Below are 14,253 nucleotides of genomic sequence, written 5' to 3'. Positions count from 1 at the left end.
CAGCGATTTTCAGTTCGTTAAGCTACGTTCGAATGATTAAGAGACTGTTTGCCATATGAGCCGTTCCTGGTCGCGAAGACCGCGCCGGCGATATGCGCCAGCCCCGCCGCGAACCTTGTGGCGCAGACTGCTGGACTACGCGCTGACCGCGCTTCTGCTCGGCCTCTTCATCCTGGTGGCGGCGCGGCTCGACCGCTTCGAAACGCGCAAGGAACAGGGCATGGCGATCGTCAATGACGGCGATTCGATCACGCTCGGTAGCGAGCGCATCCGCATGCGCGGCATCGACGCCCCGGAGTACACCCAGTCGTGCCGCAAGGACGGCGCAGACTATCCCTGCGGCAAGCTTGCGCGGCAGTCGCTGGTGCGGCTGATCGCCAACAGGCCGGTTTCCTGCTGCGGCTGGCAGCGCGACCGCTACGGCAGGCTGCTCGGCGACTGCAAGGCAGGCGACACAGATCTCAACCGTGCTCAAGTGCAGGCTGGATGGGCGGTCGCCTTCGGCGACTTCGAAACCGAGGAGATTGTTGCGCGAGCCGCCAAGGCCGGCATCTGGGCCGGCTCCTTCGAAGAGCCGCAGGACTGGCGCGACAGCCATCACGATCAGCCGGTCGAGAGGAGGCACGGCACGTTGGCTTCACTCGGCGATGCGCTGCGCGAGCTTGTTCGCTTCCGGTGATGCTCTGTTTGGTGCATGTGCGTCTCCCCAAAAACGCTGCGCACTTTTGGGCGACATGTATTCTCTGTTCGATGCATGTCGTTCTCCCAAAACCACTGCGCACTTTTGGGCGACATGCATTGAAGCGCGCCCTATGATCGGGGTGAAAGATCGGAGAATGGAATGAAGCTGTTCGATGGCGGTCGCGCGCCGAACCCCAGGCGGGTTCGGGTTTTCCTGGCGGAAAAGGGACTGACGATTCCGCTGGTGCCAGTCGATATGGGCGCGTTGGAACATCGCGAGCAGCCCGTGGCGTCGCGCAATCCACTGCGGCGGCTGCCGGTGCTGGAACTCGATGACGGCACCATCATCACCGAATCGATAGCCATCTGCCGCTACTTCGAGGAGTTGCATCCCGAGCCCGCTTTGTTCGGCGAAGGCGCGCTCGGCAAGGCCATGGTCGAGATGTGGCAAAGACGCATGGAGCTCAATCTCATGAGCTGCGTTGCCGCGGCGTTCCGGCACATCCACCCGGCGATGAAGGAGTGGGAGGTGCCGCAGATCCCGGAATGGGGCGAGGCAAACAAGCCCAAGGCGATCGAGTTCCTGCATCTCCTCGACCGCGAGCTGGCTAGCAGGCAATTTGCCGCAGGCGACACCTATTCGGTCGCCGACATCACGGGGCTGATCGCCATCGATTTCATGAAGCCGGCCCGCATCAAGGTGCCTGAAGAGTGCACGAACGTGCTGCGCTGGCACGCGGCGCTCGCCAGCCGGCCAAGCGCCGCTGCCTGAGGCTGGGTTTGGACGAACTGCCCGATATGAGCGAAGAGCTGGAATGCCTCACCGCCAAGGTGCGGGCCTGCCGCATCTGCGTCGAGCAGCCGCGCGGCCGACCCTTGCCGCATGAGCCGCGGCCAGTGCTCAGGCCGTCGTCCAGCGCACGCATCCTGCTCGCCAGCCAGGCGCCGGGCACCAAGGTTCACATCTCAGGCATGCCGTTCACCGATGCTTCCGGGGATCGCCTCAGAAGTTGGCTCGGCGTCAGCAGCGAAGAATTCTACGACACGAGAAAATTCGCCATCGTGCCGATGGGCTTTTGCTTTCCGGGGCAGGACGCCAAGGGCGCGGATCTTCCGCCGCGCCGCGAATGCGCGCCGGCCTGGCGCGCGCCGCTCATGGCGTTGATGCCGCAAATCGATCTGGTGCTGACGATCGGCGGCTACGCGCAGTCCTGGCACATGAGCATGGCGCGTGGATCGTCGCTGACGGAAACGGTCAAAAACTGGCGTGCCATCTGGGATGAGGCGGCCGGCCACAGGGTGCTGCCGTTGCCGCATCCATCCTGGCGGAACACCGCCTGGCTGAAGAAGAATCCCTGGTTTGAAATGGATTTGCTGCCTTTCCTGCGGTCGGAAATCCGCTATCGCATCGGTTAGGCATTCGGCAAGATATCACTCGCTTTTGCCGCCATCGGCAGAATTTCTTTCTTGTGAAAGGCCCTGATAAAAGGGATTATAGCGAAACTATTCCCCTGGAGTTCTCCCGATGGACCGCCTCGACCGAAAAATTCTCCGCCTCCTGCAGGAGGACGCGACACTTGCGGTCGCCGATGTCGCCAAGAAAGTCGGCCTGTCGACCACACCTTGCTGGCGGCGCATCCAGAAGCTCGAGGAAGAGGGCGTCATCAAGCGGCGCGTGGCCATTCTCGACCACGAGAAGGTCAATGTGCGCGTCACCGTCTTCGTGTCGATCCGCACCAATTCGCACAGCCATGAATGGCTGCGGCGCTTCTCCGAGGTCATCCAGGAATTTCCGGAAGTGGTAGAGTTCTACCGCATGAGCGGCGACGTCGACTATCTGCTGCGCGTGGTGGTGCCCGACATTGCCGCCTATGACGCCTTCTACAAGCGGCTGATCGCCAAGATCGAGATCCGCGACGTGTCGTCGTCCTTCGCCATGGAGCAGATCAAGTACACGACCGAAATCCCGCTCGACTACATGATCCTGGACAAGGAGTCGGGTGCGAACGCGGCGTAAGCGCTGTCTGAGACGATAGAACTTAGTTCTTCTTTTTGTTGAGGAAATTCCACGGCGAGTTGACCGGCAACGTGACGGCGTCCGGCACGTTCTCGACGCCGGCCACTTCGGCCCTGCGCACCGTGTAGCCGGACTGGACGATCAGGACGCCATCCAGGATGAAGAGCTGGCTCTTCTCCAAACCGGGCTTCAGCGCGCCGGTCACGGAGACCGGCTGGTAGGCCTCCGCCATCTTGTAGGGATGCGCAGGCGTCACCAGCACGATCTGGTTCGGCGGCGGCGTCGGCATGTGGCTGCAGGCGCCGGTCCAAGGCACCAGCAGGAACTGGTAGACGAGGTCGCCGTCGCGATCGACCGGCAATGCGTAGCCGGCCAATTGAATGGTCTTGTCCTGCAAATCGAGCGACAGCGTCTCGCCGTGATCGGGGAGCTTTGCTGCGATCATCGGCAGGTTGGCGTCCGCGGCGACTGCCTGCGTCGCCGGGCGCAGATCCTTCCAGAAGATGTGCGCGACATCGGCCGCGGCGTCGGCGCCTGTGGCGGTGAGCGCGAGCGCGGCCGCCAGCATCGCGATCGATTTGAAACGCTTGCTCATGGTCGTGCCCATCCTTCGTCAATCCTTTTTCGGAATCGAGTAAAAGCATCGTGACCGCTCAACGTTCCAGTCGCATCACATGCCGGCGAGTGCCCGCAGTGCCAACCTCTTTGAAGCCGCGGGCTGCGAACATGTCGCGAAAACCCATGAAGCGATAGCTCGGGGCGGCCGCGTCGACAGGATAGGCCTCGACCACGCGCGCGCCTTTGGCAAAGGCGTGCTTGATGGCAGCGTCAAGCAAGGATGAAGCCAAGCCGCTGCCGCGCAAAACCCTTGGGACATAGAAGCAGACGATCGACCAGACGCCTGTCTCGCTGTCATCCTGCTGCTTGGAAAGCTTGCGGTAGGTCTCGCGCGGCGCGACCGAGCACCAACCGACCATCTTGCTGTCGATCTCGGCGACGATGCCGACCGGCGTGCCTGCCTCGATCCGCGCCATCATCATGCGCTTCTTCTCGTCGTTCTGGATGTGCTCACGGCCGGAATGGCGCCAGGCCATGCACCAGCAATATTTCGGCGCGCCAGGCTGCTCGAACAAGGTTTCGAAACGGCCGCGCGTTTCCCGCGTCACCTCGATGAAGCGGATGGAGGCGAGGTCAAGTTTTTCGGGCGGCGAGCCGTTCGAGCTGTTTGGCATCCGTCAGTTCCTTGACAGCGTCCTTGCCGATCCAGCGCGCCGTCTTGTCGGACGATGCCGCCAGTTTCTCGGCCAGCGCAAGGGCAGGTGCATGCAGCGCCATCGATCGCTTGCCGATCTGCCGCAGCGCCCAGTTGACCGCCTTGCGAACGAAGTTGCGCGGGTCGCCCGCATGCTTCTCGACCAGCGGCAGATAGGCAAGGAAGGTCGCGTCCGGCTCCTTTTTCAGATGCACCGTGCCCCAGGCCAGCATGGCAAAGGCGGTGCGGCGGACGAACTCGCGTTCATCCTGGGCGAATTCCTCGATCAGCTCGCGCCAGAACGGTGTTTCGGCAAATAGGTCGGCGACAGTGTCGACGATCTCCCAGCTGTCGAAGTCGGCGGCCCAGCGCCGGCACTGGCCGATGTCGAGCTTCTTCGGCTCGCCGGTGAAGGCGGCCATCAGCCGCGCCTCGCGGATGCCGGTGTTCCAAAGAAGCAGCGACCGTTCGTGGTTCTTCTTCAGCTTGCGCGCCAGCGGCCGCAAATCGGAATTGCCGATGCCAAGTGCGGTCGCGGTGTTGATGCCGAACCGCGCCATGCCGGCCAGGTTTTCCTTCGTGCCGATCGAGCGCAAATGGGCGACGATGTCGTCGGCGCTCCAGCTCGAATCGGGCAGGGCCATCGTCGCCTATTTTTCCAGACGAGCCAGCAGCGAGGACGTGTCCCAGCGCCGGCCACCCATGTCCTGAACGTCCTTGTAGAACTGGTCGACAAGCGCCGTCACCGGCAGCCTGGCGCCATTGCGGTTGGCCTCGGCCAAGCAGATGCCGAGATCCTTGCGCATCCAGTCGACGGCAAAGCCGAAATCGTATTTTCCGGCGTTCATCGTCTTGTGGCGGTTTTCCATCTGCCAGGAGCCGGCTGCGCCCTTGGAGATCACCTCGATGACCTTCTCGATGTCGAGACCGGCCCTCTTGCCGAAATGGATGCCTTCGGCCAATCCCTGGACGAGGCCGGCAATGGCGATCTGGTTGATCATCTTGGTGAGCTGGCCGGCGCCCGCCGGACCCATCAGCCCCACCATGCGGGCAAAGGCGTCGATGACCGGTTTTGCCTTGTCGAAGGCCGACCGCTCGCCGCCGACCATCACCGTCAGCACGCCGTTCTCGGCGCCGGCCTGACCGCCCGACACCGGCGCGTCGAGGAAGGAAAAGCCGGCCTTTTCGGCGGCTTCGGCGAGTTCACGCGCTACTTCGGCCGAAGCAGTGGTGTTGTCGATGAAAACTGAGCCCTTCTTCATCGCGGCGAAGGCGCCCTTGGCGCCCGTCGTCACCGAGCGCAGGTCGTCGTCATTGCCTACGCAGGAGAAGACGAAGTCCTTGCCCGCGGCCGCTTCGGCCGGCGTCAGCGCCAGCTTGCCGCCATGCCGGGAGACCCACTGCTCGGCTTTCGCCGTCGTGCGGTTATAGACGGTGACGTCATGGCCGCCTTTGTTCCTGAGGTGCCCGGCCATCGGATAGCCCATGACGCCAAGACCGAGAAATGCAACCGATGCCATAAGCCTGCCTTCCAACAGAGATTCCAGTGGCGGAAGGTCTAGGCCATGCGAAAAATTCGTCAAGGCACGCGGAGCCGCATCGACTGGTGCAGGCGAGCCAGAGCGGTTCAGCTTATTCCGGACGGAAAACCGCCACGCACTTTTCCTGGAATTGCTCAGGCGCTCTATCGCTTGAGGTGAATGGTGATCCGGCGCTCGATCCATTCGACGCCGTGGCGCAGGATCTCGACCAGCACCAGATAGACGATCGCCACCCAGATATAGGCCTGGATGTCGAAGGATTTGGCGTAGGCGAGCTTCGCATTTCCCATCAGGTCGTAGACCGTGATGATGGCGACGATGGCCGAAGCCTTGATCATCAGGATGAGCTCGTTGCCGTAAGGCCGCAACGCCACGATGATCGCCTGCGGCATGATGACCTTGCGCAGCGTCTGCAGCTTGTGCAGGCCGAGCGATGCGGCGCCTTCCCACTGGCCCCTGGGCACGCTTTCGATGGCCCCGCGCAGGATTTCGGCCTGGTAGGCGGCGGTGTTGAGCGAGAAGGCAAAGACGCCGCAGTAGAAGGCTTCGCGGAAGAACCACCACAGCCCGACCGTTTCGAGCTCAGGCCGGAATGAGCCGACGCCATAGTAGACCAGATAGGTTTGCACCAGCAGCGGCGTGCCGCGGAAGAAATAGACGTAGCAATAGGCGAGACCGGACAAGATCTTGTTCTTCGACATGCGTCCGTAGGCGACGGGCAGCGACAGGATCGCGCCAGTCACCATGGAAATGGCCACCAGCGACAGGGTGGTTCCCAGCCCCTGCAGATAGGCCGGCGCGTATCTGGCGAAGAACTCCGCGTTCCAGGCGTGGACGAGATAGGCCACGATGCCGAAGCCGAAGAGGATCCACACGCCGACCAGCGCGTAGCCGACGATACGGGCGCGCGGCCAGCCGCGCGCCCGTGGCGGCGGTCTGTCGACGGCGATGGCCTGGCTGACGCTCATCGCGCCTCCCTCCGCCCGAGCGAACGCAGAATATAACCGGTCGCGATCGACGATAGGATGGCGAGCACAAGGAAGACCAGCGCCGCGACGCTGTAGAAGAGGAACGAATGCTTGGTGACGCGGGCCGCGACGCCGGCATTGCGCAAGGTTTCGGCGCGGTTGACGACCGACACCAGCGAGGTGTCCTTGAGCAGGCTGAGCCAGCAATTCTCGAGGCCCGGGAAAGCGATGCGCAGCAGTTGCGGCAGGATCACCAGGCGCATCGTCTGCCATTTCGAAAGGCCAATGGCGTAGCCGCCCTCATACTGGCCCTTGGGAATGGCGCGAAAGGCGGAAAGAAAGACCTCGCTCGCGTAGGACGAGAAGATCAGCGACAGCACGATCATGCCGGCAATGAAGCTGTTCACGTCGACTGCCGCCTCGGGTTCGAACAGGCGCACGACATATTGCAGCAGCAGGGGCATGCCGAAGAAGAACAGGAACAGCGTCACCAGTTCGGGCAGGCCGCGAAAGACCGTCGTGTAGATGTTGGCCGCGAGCCGCAGTGACGGTTCCTGGGACTGTTTGGCGAAGGCGACGAAAAAGCCGATCACCAGGCCGATCGGGAGCGTGGCGAGCGCCAACGCAATCGTGACCAGCACGCCGGAGGCGATGTCGTCACTCCAGCCATCGGGGCCCCAACTGAGAAGTGTCCAAATGCTTTGGGCCGGCATTGGCGGGGCGTGTCTCCGTGGCGATCCCGGAATGAAGGGAGGGCGGTGAGGTCTTCCTCACCGCCCCGAGCGCAATGATCAGGACTCGGCGCCGTAGACGTCGAACTTGAAGTACTTGTCGTTGATTTCCTTGTACTTTCCGTTCTTGCGAATGGCGTCGATCGCGGAATTCAGCTTGTTGACCAGATCGGTTTCGCCCTTGCGCACGGCAATGCCGGCGCCCGGTCCGAAAATCTCGACCGGCTGCGGCGAGGGCTGGCCGAGGATCTTGCAGCAGGCGCCGTCGGGCGAATCCAGCCATTGCTGCAGCACGACGATATCGTCCTCGATGGCGTCGAGGCGACCGTTGGCAAGATCGGCTTGCTCCTCGGGGCTGCTCGGATAGCCCTTGATCGTGCTGTCCGTGTAGGTCTTCGAGGCATAGTTGAAATGCGTCGTCGTGGTAGCGACGCCGATCGACTTGCCGGCGAGGTCCGCTTTGGTCACGCCCTTGAGCGGCGAATCCTTCGGCACGGCAATCGCCGAGGGCGTATTGTAGTATTTGTGCGTGAAGTCGACCTTTTCCTGGCGCTCGGGCGTGATCGACATCGAGGCTACGATGGCGTCGAACTTGCCGGCCTGAAGCGCCGGAATGATGCCGTCCCAGTCCTGCGCGACGAAGGTGCACTTCACCTTCATTTCGTCGCAGAGAGCCTTGGCGATATCGATGTCGAAGCCGACCAGCTGGCCGTCCGAGGTCAGGTTGTTGAAGGGCGGGTACGCGCCTTCGGTGCCGATCCTCAGGGTCTTTTCCTGAGCCTGGGCAACGCCAAGTGTCAGCAGCGCGGCCGAAGCGGCGAGCGCGATACGCAGTGCAATACGCATGATAATCCTCTCATATTGTCATGGCCGCTGTCCCGTGCGGCTCTTGTGGGCGGGGCTTCTTGACCGCCCGCTGCGCGGGATACTCCCACTCTTTCCAAGAAAAAAGCAACTGCAAATCAACAGCAAACGACAATCACCGCGTGCCGTTGCGTTACTCGCCTTTTGTGACGAGGCCAGTCACGCGCTCGATGAAGTCGGCTATCGATTTCGTGTCGTCGAGGTCGAAAACCGGCAGGCTCTCGCCTTCGACTTTGAAATCCGCTGCGATGGCGACGATGTTCGGATCGCCGGCCGCAAGCGGCGTCCGGTCCTTCGCCTCGAGCCGTCTCGCCTCGATCTTCTTGTGCGCCTCGCGCTTGTAGCCTTCGACGAGCACGATGTCGCAAGGCGCCAGCCGCGCCAGGATTTCGTCCAGCTTCGGCTCGTCCTCATCGCGCAGCTCGTGCATCAGCGCCCAGCGCCGGCCGGAGACGATTGCGACCTCCATGGCACCGGCCTGGCGGTGGCGGAAGGAGTCCGTATCAGGCTTGTCGATGTCGAAGTCATGATGGGCGTGCTTCACCGTCGAGACGGTCCAGCCACGGTGCACCAGTTCGGCGACCAGCTTCTCGGTCAGTGTCGTCTTGCCGGAATTCTTCCACCCGGTGATGCCGAATACGCGTCTCATGGTTGGAGGCTTTGCAACAGACTTTCGGCCTTCGCAAGATCGTCCGGGGTGTTGATGTTGAAGAACGGATCGATCCGTCGGCCTTCTGCCTCGATCATCGGAAACTCCACCTCGACAAAACCGTGCCGCTCCATGAAGGCGGAAACCCGGCGGTTGTCCTCGTCGACCAGGAAATGGCGCAGGGCATCGGCGAGGCCAAGCGGCCAGAGCGCGAAAGTCGGATGCCATCTGCCGTCGGAACTGGCGACCGCTATCGCACCTGGGCGTTCGCGGGCGGCAGCAGTCAGTCGTTCGACGAGATCGCCGGGGAAGAACGGCGTGTCGCCGGCGGCGCCGATCAGCGCCCGGCAAGCCGCGTTCGTTGCCGCCCATTCCAGGCCGGTCAGAATGCCGGCCAGGGGGCCGGCATAACCCGGCACCGTGTCGGCAAGCACCGGCAGACCCGTGCCGGCAAACCGCGCCGGATCGCCATTGGCATTGAGCGCAAGCGTACCGACCTGCGATTTAAGACGGGTGGCGACATGGTCGATCAACCTGACTTTGCCCAGCGAAAGCAGGGGCTTGTCGCCGCCGCCCATCCGGCGCGACTGGCCTCCCGCAAGGATGATGCCCGCGACGCTTCGGTCCATCCGGCCTATATGCCGTCCGGCGCCATGTCGGGTCCAGCGCTTTCGGCGGCAGGCTGCCGCCGACCGACGACACGCTCGCGATAGAGCGCGTAGAGGCCGGAGCCGATGATGATAGCGGCGCCGACGATCATCGGCACGTCGGGGACGTCGCCGAAGATGACGAGGCCGAGCAGGATCGACCACAGCAACGCGGTGTAGCGGAACGGCGCTATGAAGGAGATATCGCCTGAACGCATCGCCATGATGATGAACTGGTAGCCGATGAGCACCAGCACCGCCGCCAGCGCCAGCAGCGCGGTCGCCTTGCCGCTCATCGGCGTCCAGCCGCCCATAGGCGACAGCAGCAACGCGCCGAGCACCGTCATGGCCAGCGCCGTTGCCGTCGACACCAGCATGGTCGGGATCGCCGGCGGGATGCGCTTGGTGGCGAGGTCGCGCACAGCGCAGCAGGCAACGCTCGTCAGTGCCAGCAGTGAATAGGCGCTAAAACCCTCGAAACCCGGCCGCACGATGATCAGCACGCCGGCAAAGCCGACGGCGATTGCCAGCCAACGCCGCCAGCCGACGCCTTCGCCGAAGAAAAGCGCGGCTCCCATCGTCACCGCAAGCGGCAGCGCCTGCAGGACAGCGGAGACATTGGCGATCGGCAGGTGCGCCAAAGCAACGAGGAAGGAGACCGTGGCGCCGGCTTCGCCGGCGACGCGCACGGCCACCATCGGCTGCAGCATCGCGCCGGGATTGGAAAGTGCGCCGCGATGCCAGGCAAGCAGGCCGACAAAGAGCGAGGCGAAGGCGCCCCGCACGAGCATGACCTGCGCCATGTTCATCGATTCGGAGGAAAACTTGGTGATCGCGTCGTTGAGCGTGAAGCCGACCATGGCGACGACCATGAACAGCGCCCCGCGAAGATTGGGCGAAAGAGGCAAAGGCGTTTCCAATTGTTCTTTGGATCAAGCCTCTAGCAGCCAAGCGGGAAACAGCAACGTTAAAGAAATGGGCCACGGCATCGGTCGTGGCCCGGCTTGCAGGAAAACAACGCCCTATTTCTTGGGCGTCAGCGTCTCGGTGCCGTTGCCGTCCTTGCCGGCGATGGTCCAGAGCCCGTGCAGCGAGCCGTCGTCCTCCACCTTGTAGACGACGAGGCCGATTTCCTTGCCCATCACGTAGCCCGCCGAAAAGGCGTTGTCGTTGCGCATGCAGATGCCGTCCGAGGTCGAGCCGCCGGTTTCCCAATGGATGGTGCAGGTCGTCTCGCTGGTCAGCGTGATGGTTGCCTCACCGCCGTAAGACGAGCCGTCGAAATTGGTGCCGGAAACCGTGTAGGTACCGCCGATCGACTGGGCGGCGGCCGGTACCGAAGCAACGCCAAGCATTGCAAGTGTAAGGATCAATTTGCGCATGAGAATCCCCCTGGATACGAAAATCGCGTCCGGAGGCTAGGCCGGAACGGACCGACGGCAAATCGGGCGGGGGCGGCGCGGTGGGTTTATTTTCAGCGCGTCGCGTATGCCTCAAGGGCCGCGCAGGCTGGTCGCGATGGCGCCTGTCAGCGGATCGTATTTCGCCTTGAGCGATGAAGGATATTCGATCCAGACGCTGCGGATGACGCCGTCCTTTCCGAACAGGCGCCGTTCGTAAAAGACCTTGTCGCCCTTGATGCCGGAAAGCACCGCCCAGTTCTTGCCGATCTTGTTGTAGGTGATCTTGTAGCCCGGCCCGGTGTTGGCCTTTTCGTCGGCGACGAAGCCCTTCGGCGTGTCGTTGTCGATGTTGTAGATGCCGGAGCAGGTCAGGCTGGCGCCGTCGGGCGCGCTCCATTGCTGCCCGTCGCCATTCTCCGGCTCGGCTTCGGTTATGCTGAATATTTCGTCGGGAAAGGTGCAGGAGGTGCCAAAGCGCGCATTGACGTAGGTGAATGGCTTCGCGATGGCAGCAGTAGTGACGATCGCCAGCAAGGACGACAAAGCGATCGCCAGAGGCGCGCCCCGGGTAAGGTGAAGACGTTTCATGGTGCCCCCAAGGTCAGTGACCGGGGGTGATCCTGCACCAAATCGGAGAAAAAATCAGCCGCCGGTGACGCTCATATGGCGTGACACCGATGGGCGGCTGGTGCGGCGGTCGATGACGAAATCATGGCCCTTCGGCTTGCGCCCGATTGCCTCGTCTATGGCCTCGCCGACCAGCTCGTTGCTTTCGGAGGCGCGCAACGGTGCCCTCAGGTCGGCGGCATCCTCCTGGCCGAGGCACATGTAGAGCGTACCAGTGCAGGTCAGTCTCACGCGGTTGCAGCTCTCGCAGAAATTATGCGTCATCGGCGTGATGAAGCCGAGCCTGCCGCCGGTCTCGGCGACATGGACATAGCGGGCAGGGCCGCCGGTCTTGTAAGGGATGTCGGTCAGCGTGAACTGGCGCTCGAGCGAGGCGCGCAACAGCGACAGCGGCAAATACTGGTCGGTGCGATCGGCGTCGATCTCGCCCATCGGCATGGTCTCGATGACGGTGAGGTCCATGCCGCGGCCGTGCGCCCAACGCAGCATCTCGGGGATTTCGGCGTCGTTGAAGTCGCGCAGCGCCACGGCGTTGAGCTTGACCTTCAGGCCCGCGGTCTGCGCGGCGTCGATGCCTTCCATGACCTTGCCGAGATTGCCCCAGCGGGTGATTTGGCGAAACTTGTCGGCGTCCAGCGTGTCGAGCGAAACGTTGATGCGCTTGACGCCACAGTCGGCGAGCTCGGCGGCAAAGCGCGAGAGCTGCGAGCCGTTGGTGGTGAGCGTCAGCTCTTCAAGGGCGCCGCTCTCCAGATGGCGCGACAGCTGGCGAACCAGATGCATGATGTTCTTGCGCACCAGCGGTTCACCGCCGGTCAGCCTGAGCTTCCTTACGCCCTTTTCGATGAAGACGCTGCAGAGCCGGTCGAGCTCCTCGAGCGAGAGCAGATCCTTCTTAGGCAGGAAGGTCATGTCCTCGGCCATGCAATAGGTGCAGCGGAAATCGCAGCGGTCGGTAACCGACACGCGCAGATAGCTGATCGTGCGACCGAAGGGGTCGATCATGTCCATTTGCAAGCGTTTCCCGTAGCCTGAGCGGCGTCGTTATATATCGCTATGTGATACGATCCGGTTCCGCATTCAAGATAGAAGGTCTTGATCTTTGGTAACATCCCCCGACCGACATTGCGTGTCGGCTGCCTTCTATGGCCTTTCCGCACCGCGCGAAGCGGCGTAGGGAATGGGGAAGCCAAAGCAGGACCAGACATGACCGCGCCGAAGGAACTGAGGGTCTCGAAAGACCGCAAGCTGCTCACCGTGACTTTTCCCGGACATCAGCCGTTCGAATTGCCGGCGGAGTTATTGCGCGTTGCCTCGCCCTCGGCGGAGGTGCAGGGCCATTCGCCCGAACAGCGGGTGACCGTGCCCGGCAAGCGCAACGTGGCGATCCTCAAGATCGAGCCGGTCGGCAATTACGCGGTGCGCATCACTTTCGACGATTTCCACGACACCGGCATATTCACCTGGAACTATCTTCATACGCTCGGGCATGAGAAGGACGAGCGCTGGGATGCCTATCTCGCCGAACTGGCCGAGAAGGGGCTCAGCCGCGATCGCTAGCCTGGCGCCAAGACGTCCAACTTCAGCGGTTGAAGCAGGTCGCCTGAAAAAGGATTTCACGCGACCTGCTTCAATTTTTTGCCTGAGCACGTCTTTGTCCCGAAACCGGACCCGCTTTCGGGAGACATGCTCTGGCTGTCGTCAAAGCGTCATGGATATCGAGTAGCGCCGGCAAAAGTCAGGAGGCGAAAAGATGTCGCTCATCACTTCGGTCGAACAGCTCGAAGCCCTTTACGGGCTGCCCGGCCAGGCCTCGATCGTCAAGGAACTCGACCATGTGATTCCCGAATATGCCGCCTTCATCGAAGCCTCTCCCTTCGTGGCGCTGGCGACCAGCGGGCCGGAAGGGCTGGACTGCTCGCCGCGCGGCGATCTCGCCGGCTTCGTGCGCCTCGTCGATGAGAAGACGCTGATTATGCCCGACAGGCGCGGCAACAACCGCGCCGATTCGCTGAAGAACATCATTCGCGACCCTCGCGTCGGGCTGCTGTTCCTGGTGCCGGGCTCCGGCACTACGCTGCGCGTCAACGGTCGCGCCCATATCACCACCGACGCGGAGCTTTGCGCGTCCTTTACCGTCGACGGCAAGCCGGCCCGGTCGGTCACCGTCATTTCGGTCGACACCGTCTATTTTCAGTGTGCCCGCGCCATCGTGCGCTCGGAACTCTGGAATCCGGCAAAGCATATCGACCCGAAGTCGCTGCCGACGCCCGGGCAAATCCTCGAGATCACGAGCCGCAAGAACATCGACGGCGAAACCTACGACAGGGAGTGGCCTGAGCGGGCGAAAAAGACGATGTGGTAAGGAAGGGGCCGTTCAGGCTTCCTTCAAAACCTCGGCGATCTTGCGCATCTGTTCGCCGATCATGTCGCACTGTTCCGGCGTCGACTGGCTCATCGCCTTCTCGATCAGCGCCATGTGCACCTTCAGCGCCCGCATCAGCAGGGCCTCGCCGGCCTCGGTGAGGTTCAGTCGCAGCACGCGCTTGTCCTTCTCGTCGCCCTCGCGGCGCAGCAGGCCGCGGGCTTCCAACTGCGGCAACAGCATGGTGATGTTGGAGCGGCCGACCAGGAGCTTGCGGGCAAGGTCGTGCTGCGACATGCCGGGATGGCGGTAGAGGTTCATCAGCACGTCGAGCTGCGCCGGCTTCAAGTCGAGCGGCGCGAGTTTTACCGCGAGCGTGCGCTCCAGCACATGGCAGGCGCGCGCCACCGCAACCCAGTTGCGAAAGCGCGGATTGTCCCAGGGCAGCTCTTGCTTAATGTTCATGTTTGAACTATTATGTTCATGCTTGAACGAATGGATGGACCGC

The 14,253-nt window shown here is 62.6% G+C and carries 20 protein-coding genes; 6 read left to right on the top strand and 14 right to left on the bottom strand.

The genetic code is table 11. The features are described from left to right. Window positions 1-55: 55 nt before the first annotated feature. The 4 genes from QAZ22_RS21630 to QAZ22_RS21615 all read left to right on the top strand — a co-directional run bounded on the left by QAZ22_RS21630 (window position 56) and on the right by QAZ22_RS21615 (window position 2,698). Complete coding sequence (locus QAZ22_RS21630) at window positions 56-679, top strand: thermonuclease family protein (RefSeq protein WP_278202726.1); 624 nt, start codon at window positions 56-58, stop codon at window positions 677-679. A gap of 162 nt (window positions 680-841) precedes the next feature. After that, the gene (locus tag QAZ22_RS21625) at window positions 842-1,453 is read left to right on the top strand and encodes a glutathione S-transferase (RefSeq protein WP_278202725.1); all 612 of its coding nucleotides are present in this window, start codon (window positions 842-844) and stop codon (window positions 1,451-1,453) included. Then, window positions 1,393-2,097, top strand: coding sequence for a uracil-DNA glycosylase family protein (locus QAZ22_RS21620; RefSeq protein WP_278202724.1), 705 nt, complete (start codon window positions 1,393-1,395; stop codon window positions 2,095-2,097). Before QAZ22_RS21625 ends, QAZ22_RS21620 begins: the two co-directional genes overlap by 61 nt. 109 nt (window positions 2,098-2,206) lie before the next feature. Beyond that, on the top strand, window positions 2,207-2,698 hold the full coding sequence (locus tag QAZ22_RS21615; protein ID WP_066992738.1) for an Lrp/AsnC family transcriptional regulator: 492 nt from the start codon (window positions 2,207-2,209) through the stop codon (window positions 2,696-2,698). Window positions 2,699-2,720: 22 nt separating this feature from the next. Here QAZ22_RS21615 and QAZ22_RS21610 read toward each other — a convergent pair whose 3' ends face one another. From QAZ22_RS21610 to moaA, 13 genes are all read right to left on the bottom strand, one after another. Then, the gene (locus QAZ22_RS21610; protein ID WP_278202723.1) at window positions 2,721-3,293 is read right to left on the bottom strand and encodes a DUF3299 domain-containing protein; all 573 of its coding nucleotides are present in this window, start codon (window positions 3,291-3,293) and stop codon (window positions 2,721-2,723) included. A 58-nt stretch (window positions 3,294-3,351) separates the two neighbouring features. Further along, a complete protein-coding gene (locus tag QAZ22_RS21605; RefSeq protein WP_278202722.1) occupies window positions 3,352-3,930 on the bottom strand; it encodes a GNAT family N-acetyltransferase in 579 nt (192 codons plus the stop codon). Beyond that, on the bottom strand, window positions 3,890-4,594 hold the full coding sequence (locus QAZ22_RS21600; RefSeq protein WP_278202721.1) for a DNA alkylation repair protein: 705 nt from the start codon (window positions 4,592-4,594) through the stop codon (window positions 3,890-3,892). The genes QAZ22_RS21605 and QAZ22_RS21600 overlap by 41 nt, the downstream gene beginning before the upstream one ends. A gap of 6 nt (window positions 4,595-4,600) precedes the next feature. Continuing rightward, window positions 4,601-5,470, bottom strand: coding sequence for an NAD(P)-dependent oxidoreductase (locus QAZ22_RS21595; protein ID WP_278202720.1), 870 nt, complete (start codon window positions 5,468-5,470; stop codon window positions 4,601-4,603). Window positions 5,471-5,634: 164 nt separating this feature from the next. Further along, window positions 5,635-6,459 (bottom strand): ABC transporter permease, encoded by an 825-nt coding sequence (locus tag QAZ22_RS21590; RefSeq protein ID WP_278202719.1) that lies wholly within the window; start codon window positions 6,457-6,459, stop codon window positions 5,635-5,637. Next, window positions 6,456-7,172, bottom strand: coding sequence for an ABC transporter permease (locus QAZ22_RS21585; RefSeq protein WP_278202718.1), 717 nt, complete (start codon window positions 7,170-7,172; stop codon window positions 6,456-6,458). Before QAZ22_RS21585 ends, QAZ22_RS21590 begins: the two co-directional genes overlap by 4 nt. Window positions 7,173-7,250: 78 nt before the next feature. Further along, entirely contained in the window at window positions 7,251-8,036 is a 786-nt protein-coding gene (locus QAZ22_RS21580; RefSeq protein ID WP_278202717.1) for an ABC transporter substrate-binding protein, read from the bottom strand. Between the two features lie 151 nt (window positions 8,037-8,187). Beyond that, window positions 8,188-8,703, bottom strand: a complete 516-nt coding sequence (gene mobB / locus QAZ22_RS21575; RefSeq protein WP_278202716.1) for a molybdopterin-guanine dinucleotide biosynthesis protein B — start codon at window positions 8,701-8,703, stop codon at window positions 8,188-8,190. After that, window positions 8,700-9,332: a molybdenum cofactor guanylyltransferase MobA gene (gene mobA / locus QAZ22_RS21570; RefSeq protein ID WP_278202715.1), complete on the bottom strand. Its 633-nt coding sequence runs from the start codon at window positions 9,330-9,332 to the stop codon at window positions 8,700-8,702. Before mobA ends, mobB begins: the two co-directional genes overlap by 4 nt. A 5-nt stretch (window positions 9,333-9,337) precedes the next feature. Beyond that, complete coding sequence (locus QAZ22_RS21565; RefSeq protein ID WP_278202714.1) at window positions 9,338-10,258, bottom strand: DMT family transporter; 921 nt, start codon at window positions 10,256-10,258, stop codon at window positions 9,338-9,340. A gap of 114 nt (window positions 10,259-10,372) precedes the next feature. Beyond that, complete coding sequence (locus tag QAZ22_RS21560) at window positions 10,373-10,732, bottom strand: hypothetical protein (RefSeq protein ID WP_278202713.1); 360 nt, start codon at window positions 10,730-10,732, stop codon at window positions 10,373-10,375. A gap of 111 nt (window positions 10,733-10,843) precedes the next feature. Further along, window positions 10,844-11,341 carry a hypothetical protein gene (locus tag QAZ22_RS21555; protein ID WP_278202712.1) on the bottom strand — a complete coding sequence of 166 codons (498 nt, stop codon included), beginning with the start codon at window positions 11,339-11,341 and terminating at the stop codon, window positions 10,844-10,846. Window positions 11,342-11,395: 54 nt separating this feature from the next. Beyond that, window positions 11,396-12,391 carry a GTP 3',8-cyclase MoaA gene (moaA, locus tag QAZ22_RS21550; protein WP_278202711.1) on the bottom strand — a complete coding sequence of 332 codons (996 nt, stop codon included), beginning with the start codon at window positions 12,389-12,391 and terminating at the stop codon, window positions 11,396-11,398. A gap of 195 nt (window positions 12,392-12,586) precedes the next feature. Between moaA and QAZ22_RS21545 the strand changes: the two genes are divergently transcribed. After that, a complete protein-coding gene (locus tag QAZ22_RS21545) occupies window positions 12,587-12,940 on the top strand; it encodes a DUF971 domain-containing protein (protein ID WP_278074300.1) in 354 nt (117 codons plus the stop codon). A gap of 193 nt (window positions 12,941-13,133) precedes the next feature. Then, on the top strand, window positions 13,134-13,745 hold the full coding sequence (locus QAZ22_RS21540; protein ID WP_278202710.1) for a pyridoxamine 5'-phosphate oxidase family protein: 612 nt from the start codon (window positions 13,134-13,136) through the stop codon (window positions 13,743-13,745). Between the two features lie 12 nt (window positions 13,746-13,757). Here QAZ22_RS21540 and QAZ22_RS21535 read toward each other — a convergent pair whose 3' ends face one another. Further along, the gene (locus tag QAZ22_RS21535) at window positions 13,758-14,210 is read right to left on the bottom strand and encodes a MarR family transcriptional regulator (RefSeq protein ID WP_278202709.1); all 453 of its coding nucleotides are present in this window, start codon (window positions 14,208-14,210) and stop codon (window positions 13,758-13,760) included. Window positions 14,211-14,253 lie beyond the last annotated feature (43 nt).

Origin of the sequence: Mesorhizobium sp. WSM4906 (genome assembly GCF_029674625.1) — a bacterium.
Lineage (GTDB): Bacteria > Pseudomonadota > Alphaproteobacteria > Rhizobiales > Rhizobiaceae > Mesorhizobium.
Note: the sequence above shows the minus strand (reverse complement) of the source record. Positions and strands in the feature narration are given on the sequence as shown.

What these genes read in the sequence shown, in the direction of transcription:
- QAZ22_RS21585 (WP_278202718.1), bottom strand. Translation starts at nt 7,172, where the DNA reads ATGCCGGCCCAAAGCATTTGGACACTTCTCAGTTGGGGCCCCGATGGC.
- QAZ22_RS21595 (WP_278202720.1), bottom strand. Translation starts at nt 5,470, where the DNA reads ATGGCATCGGTTGCATTTCTCGGTCTTGGCGTCATGGGCTATCCGATG.
- QAZ22_RS21540 (WP_278202710.1), top strand. Translation starts at nt 13,134, where the DNA reads ATGTCGCTCATCACTTCGGTCGAACAGCTCGAAGCCCTTTACGGGCTG.
- QAZ22_RS21605 (WP_278202722.1), bottom strand. Translation starts at nt 3,930, where the DNA reads ATGCCAAACAGCTCGAACGGCTCGCCGCCCGAAAAACTTGACCTCGCC.
- QAZ22_RS21610 (WP_278202723.1), bottom strand. Translation starts at nt 3,293, where the DNA reads ATGAGCAAGCGTTTCAAATCGATCGCGATGCTGGCGGCCGCGCTCGCG.
- QAZ22_RS21580 (WP_278202717.1), bottom strand. Translation starts at nt 8,036, where the DNA reads ATGCGTATTGCACTGCGTATCGCGCTCGCCGCTTCGGCCGCGCTGCTG.
- QAZ22_RS21625 (WP_278202725.1), top strand. Translation starts at nt 842, where the DNA reads ATGAAGCTGTTCGATGGCGGTCGCGCGCCGAACCCCAGGCGGGTTCGG.
- QAZ22_RS21630 (WP_278202726.1), top strand. Translation starts at nt 56, where the DNA reads ATGAGCCGTTCCTGGTCGCGAAGACCGCGCCGGCGATATGCGCCAGCC.
- mobA (WP_278202715.1), bottom strand. Translation starts at nt 9,332, where the DNA reads ATGGACCGAAGCGTCGCGGGCATCATCCTTGCGGGAGGCCAGTCGCGC.
- QAZ22_RS21590 (WP_278202719.1), bottom strand. Translation starts at nt 6,459, where the DNA reads ATGAGCGTCAGCCAGGCCATCGCCGTCGACAGACCGCCGCCACGGGCG.
- mobB (WP_278202716.1), bottom strand. Translation starts at nt 8,703, where the DNA reads ATGAGACGCGTATTCGGCATCACCGGGTGGAAGAATTCCGGCAAGACG.
- QAZ22_RS21560 (WP_278202713.1), bottom strand. Translation starts at nt 10,732, where the DNA reads ATGCGCAAATTGATCCTTACACTTGCAATGCTTGGCGTTGCTTCGGTA.
- QAZ22_RS21545 (WP_278074300.1), top strand. Translation starts at nt 12,587, where the DNA reads ATGACCGCGCCGAAGGAACTGAGGGTCTCGAAAGACCGCAAGCTGCTC.
- moaA (WP_278202711.1), bottom strand. Translation starts at nt 12,391, where the DNA reads ATGGACATGATCGACCCCTTCGGTCGCACGATCAGCTATCTGCGCGTG.
- QAZ22_RS21535 (WP_278202709.1), bottom strand. Translation starts at nt 14,210, where the DNA reads ATGAACATTAAGCAAGAGCTGCCCTGGGACAATCCGCGCTTTCGCAAC.
- QAZ22_RS21600 (WP_278202721.1), bottom strand. Translation starts at nt 4,594, where the DNA reads ATGGCCCTGCCCGATTCGAGCTGGAGCGCCGACGACATCGTCGCCCAT.
- QAZ22_RS21555 (WP_278202712.1), bottom strand. Translation starts at nt 11,341, where the DNA reads ATGAAACGTCTTCACCTTACCCGGGGCGCGCCTCTGGCGATCGCTTTG.
- QAZ22_RS21615 (WP_066992738.1), top strand. Translation starts at nt 2,207, where the DNA reads ATGGACCGCCTCGACCGAAAAATTCTCCGCCTCCTGCAGGAGGACGCG.